4 protein-coding genes and 1 pseudogene are annotated in these 4,183 nt (G+C 69.4%); 2 read left to right on the forward strand and 3 right to left on the reverse strand.

The window, feature by feature from the left end; all coding sequences use genetic code 11:
* Positions 1–91 precede the first annotated feature (91 nt).
* The 3 genes and pseudogenes from ABZ281_RS40385 to ABZ281_RS40395 form a co-directional block, all read right to left on the reverse strand.
* Positions 92–1,586 (reverse strand): annotated as a pseudogene (locus ABZ281_RS40385) (tripartite tricarboxylate transporter permease).
* Position 1,587: 1 nt separating this feature from the next.
* Positions 1,588–2,127, reverse strand: a complete 540-nt coding sequence (locus tag ABZ281_RS40390; RefSeq protein ID WP_356662952.1) for a tripartite tricarboxylate transporter TctB family protein — start codon at positions 2,125–2,127, stop codon at positions 1,588–1,590.
* Positions 2,124–3,107, reverse strand: a complete 984-nt coding sequence (locus tag ABZ281_RS40395; RefSeq protein WP_356662954.1) for a tripartite tricarboxylate transporter substrate binding protein — start codon at positions 3,105–3,107, stop codon at positions 2,124–2,126. The genes ABZ281_RS40390 and ABZ281_RS40395 overlap by 4 nt, the downstream gene beginning before the upstream one ends.
* A gap of 271 nt (positions 3,108–3,378) precedes the next feature.
* On the opposite strand from ABZ281_RS40395, the gene ABZ281_RS40400 reads away from it, so the two are divergent.
* Together ABZ281_RS40400 and ABZ281_RS40405 are read left to right on the forward strand one after the other, a co-directional pair.
* A complete protein-coding gene (locus tag ABZ281_RS40400) occupies positions 3,379–3,549 on the forward strand; it encodes a DUF5670 family protein (RefSeq protein ID WP_031139394.1) in 171 nt (56 codons plus the stop codon).
* A gap of 89 nt (positions 3,550–3,638) precedes the next feature.
* Positions 3,639–4,130, forward strand: a complete 492-nt coding sequence (locus ABZ281_RS40405; protein WP_356662953.1) for a hemerythrin domain-containing protein — start codon at positions 3,639–3,641, stop codon at positions 4,128–4,130.
* Positions 4,131–4,183: the final 53 nt, after the last annotated feature.

Consider the following 4,183-nt stretch of genomic DNA (forward strand, 5'->3'; position numbering starts at 1 on the left):
GTTCAGGAACGCGCGTGCGGGTCGCCGTGGCCGGGGAGGTGGAGATCCGCTTCCCGGACGGCACCCGGGAACGGGTGCCGCGATGACCGGGTCAGGCCGCTGCGCGGCTCCACGTCACCGCCTTCCTCAGCAGCGGCCACACCAGCAGCAGCACGATCACCGCGTACACGGTCACCGCGAACGGCGTGTTGACCAGACCCGTGACGCTGCCGTCGCTGATCTGCAGGGCACGCCGCAACTGCTGCTCCGCGTTCGGCCCGAGGATCACACCGATGACGGCGGGCAGCACGGGCAGCCCGTAGCGGCGCATGCCGAAGCCGATCAGGCCGATGATCAGCAGGATCACCAGGTCGATCACCTCACCGCTGACCGCGTACGCGCCGACCGCCGCGAAGAACATGATCCCGGCGTAGAGGTACGGCCGCGGGATGCGCAGCAGCTTCGCCCACACCGGCGCCGGCGGCAGGTTCAGCGCGAGCAGCAGCACCATGCCGACGAACAGGGAGGCGATCAGGCCCCACACCAGGACCGGTTCACGCTCGAAGAGGAGCGGGCCGGGCTGGATGCCGTACTGCTGGAAGGCGGCCAGCATCACGGCCGCGACCGCCGTGGTCGGCAGGCCCAGGGGCAGCATCGACACCAGCGTGCCCGCCGCCGAGGCCGACGCCGCCGACTCCGGGCCCGCCACGCCCTCGATGGCGGCCCTTGCCCCACTCGTCCTTGTGCTTCGACAGGCGCTTCTCCGTCACGTACGACAGGAAGGTGGGTATCTCCGCGCCGCCGGCCGGGATCGCGCCGAACGGGAAGCCGATGAACGGGCCGCGCAGCCACGACTTCCAGGTCCGGTTCACGTCGGCGCGCCCCAGCCACGGACGCCCCACCGGGATGGGCTCCGGCGGCCTGCGCCGCAGATGGGCCGCCACCCACAGGGCTTCGCCGATCGCGAAGAGCCCGACCGCGACGATCACCACGTCGATGCCGTCGGCGAGTTGGAGCGAGCCGAACGTCAGGCGCTGCTGGCCGGTCATCTGGTCCAGGCCCACCAGTCCCAGGGTGAGACCGATCAGCAGGGAGGCGAGGCCCCGGATGCGGGACGAGCCCAGCACCGAGGTCACCGCGATGAACGCCAGCACCATGATGGCGAAGTAGTCCGGCGCGCCGATGTCGACGGCGAGCTTCGCGACCGTGGGCGCGAGCGCCACCAGCAGCAGGGTGCCGACCATGCCGCCCGCGAAGTGACCGATGGCCGCTGCCGCGAGGGCTTGGGCGCCGCGCCCCGACTTGGCCATGGGGTTGCCCTCCATGGCCGCCACCACCGCCGCGCTCTCACCCGGGGTGTTGAGCAGGATGGAGGTGGTCGAGCCGCCGAACATCGCGCCGTAGTAGATGCCCGCGAACATGATGAACGCGCCGATCGGGTCGAGCCCGTACGTCACCGGAAGCAGCAGCGCCACCGCCATCGCCGGGCCGATGCCCGGCAGCACGCCGATCGCCGTGCCGAGCAGCACACCGATCGCGGCCCAGAGCAGGTTGATCGGTGTGAGGGCCGTACCGAACCCGTCCAGAAGGGAGTTGAGGGCGTTCATGTCACAGCACTCCCATCAGCGGACCACCGGGCAGGGGCACTCCGAGCAGATTGTTGAAGACGGTGTAGGTGACGAGGGAGAGCCCGGCCGCGATCAGCGGATCACGGTCGATCCTGCGGCTGCCGAGCGCGAACGCGGCGCCCCAGAACAGCAGTGCGCCCGCGACGGGGAAGCCGAGCGGCTCGACGAGGACGGCGGCGCCGAGGAACACCCCGGCGAGCAGCAGTACCGTGCGCCAGTCGGCGGGCTCGGACAGGTCGATGTCCTCTCCGCCCTCAGCCTGGCCCCAGCCGCCGCGCAGCACGTCCACGGCGAGCAGGGCGGCGATCACCAGCAGGCCGGCGCCGACCACGACCGGCACGGTCTTCGGGCCGACCGGGCCGCGCTGGGCGATGTCGATGTCCATGGTGAGTGCGTCGGTCAGGACGAGGACGCCCAGTCCCAGCAGCAGGACGCAGACGCCGAGTTCGGAGTGCTCGCGCAGCCACGAGCGCCGTTCGCCGCCGGTCTCGGCGGGGGGAATGCCGGTCTGAGTCGTCACAGTCCGAGCTCCTTCAGCACCGAAACCACGCGCTTGTCCTCGGCGACGAGGAACGCGCCGAACTCTTCGCCGGTGAGGAAGGCGTCGTCCCAGCCGTTCTGCCGCAGGGAGGTGCGCCACTCGTCCGAGTCGTGGAGCTCTTCGATCAGCTTCACGAGTGTGTCGCGCTCCCCGTCGTTCAGGCCGGGCGGGGCGACGACGCCGCGCCAGTTGGTGAAGTTCACGTCGTAGCCCGCCTCCTTCAGCGTGGGCGCGTCCAGGCCCTCGACGCGTTCCGGGCCGGTCACCGCGAGGAGGCGCAGCTCGCCCGCCTTGATCTGGTCCAGGTACTCGCCGACCCCGGAGACACCGAAGGCGACCTTGTTGCCGAGGATCGAGGCGAGCAGTTCGCCGCCGCCGTCGAAGGGGATGTAGTTGACCTGCTTCGGGGGGATCCCGGCGGCCCGGGCCATCAGCATCGGCGCGAGGTGGTCGGGTCCGCCGGGCGAGGAGCCGCCACCCACGGGGAGCTTGCCCGGGTTCTCCTTCCAGGCGCCGATCAGGTCGTCGATCGTCTTGTACGGGGAGTCCTTCGCCACGACCACCACGTCCGGCCCCTCGGTGAGCCGGGCGATCGGCGTGGTGTCTCCGAGCGTCTTCGGCGCGTCGTTGGAGCGGACGGCGCCCACGACGCCGAGGCCCATGGACATGGCGAGCTTGCCGTTGCCGTGCTCGCTCACCAGCCGGCTCAAGCCCACGGTGCCCCCGGCGCCGGGCAGGTTGAACACCTCGATGTTGTGGGTGAGTCCGGCGTCCTCGGCGTTCTTCGCGGCCGTGCGGGCCGTGATGTCGTAGCCGCCGCCTGGCGTGTTGGGGACCATGAAGCGCAGGCCCGGGATCTGTGTGCCGGTCTCCGAGCCGCTTCCGGTGGTCAGCAGCGGTGGTCCGACGAGCACGAGCACGGCGGCCCCGAGCAGGGCGAGGGGGGTGCGCAGGCGCACGAGTGCCACCACCTGTCGGTACGTCGATGCGGGTAGGTAAAGGCCCTGTGGGGGAGGGTGACGTGGGCCACATCGTGCACGGGCTCCGTCGAACTGTCTGCCTTGCGGAACCAACGGAGGTTGTGGTCTTTGCGTTCACTGGGCGGCCGCGTTTGTCGTCCCCGCCCGACCAAAGCGTTCCAAGTTCCCGTGAATCTTGTGAAGAAACAAGGAAATTCGACTGTGTGTCCGTCGATGGGCAGGGCATCAGGAGGAGCGGAGGTTGATAACTATGGTTCCCCTGCTTCTCGTCCTGCTGCTGGCCCTGGTCCTGTTCGGCGCGGGTTTCGCGCTGAAGGCCCTGTGGTGGATCGCGGTGATCGTACTGGTGCTGTGGCTGCTCGGCTTCGTGCTGCGCAGCGCGGACAGTGGTGGCCGTCGGGGCCGCTGGTATCGCTGGTAGACCGGCGGACGCCCTGCGGCGAGCAAAACATCAGGAATGGGGTAAATGAAAGTGGCCCGATTCTCTCCTGGGAAAGGCGTTCCATTTCCATGGCCGACACAAAAGACGTCGTAGAACTCATTCTTCAGGACCACCGGCGCATGGAAGATCTCTTCCGTCGCATGCGGAGCGTCGAGGACGACCGGGCGGGTGCGCTGCGGGAGTTCTCAGGCCTGCTCATCGCGCACGCGCAGGCCGAGGAGGCCGAGGTCTACCCGGCGCTCAAGCGGTACAAGAACATCGACGACGAAGAGGTCGAGCACGGCGAGCACGAGCACGACGAGGGCAACGAGGCCCTCTTGGAGCTCCTCGAGGTCGAGGAGGTCGGCTCCGGCGCGTGGGACTCGAAGCTCGAGGAACTGGTGGAGGCCGTCACCCACCATGCCGGCGAGGAGGAGCGCACCATCCTCAACGAAGCGCGGGAGAACGTGGCGATGTCGCGTCGAGAGGAGCTCGGCCTGGCGTTGTTGCGGGAGCGTGGGCGTGAGCTGAAGGCCGGGTGCGGTTCCGTGGAGAACGTACGCAAGATCGTCGAGTCCTGACTCGACCGGGCCGGCCCTGGTGGCCACCGCCTTCGAGCGGCGGGCACCAGGGC

The organism is Streptomyces sp. NPDC006265, assembly GCF_040613555.1.
In the GTDB taxonomy this organism is placed as follows: Bacteria; Actinomycetota; Actinomycetes; order Streptomycetales; family Streptomycetaceae; genus Streptomyces.

Coding starts and splice junctions, on each gene's coding strand:
- ABZ281_RS40400 (WP_031139394.1), top strand. CDS start 3,379: ATGGTTCCCCTGCTTCTCGTCCTGCTGCTGGCCCTGGTCCTGTTCGGC.
- ABZ281_RS40405 (WP_356662953.1), top strand. CDS start 3,639: ATGGCCGACACAAAAGACGTCGTAGAACTCATTCTTCAGGACCACCGG.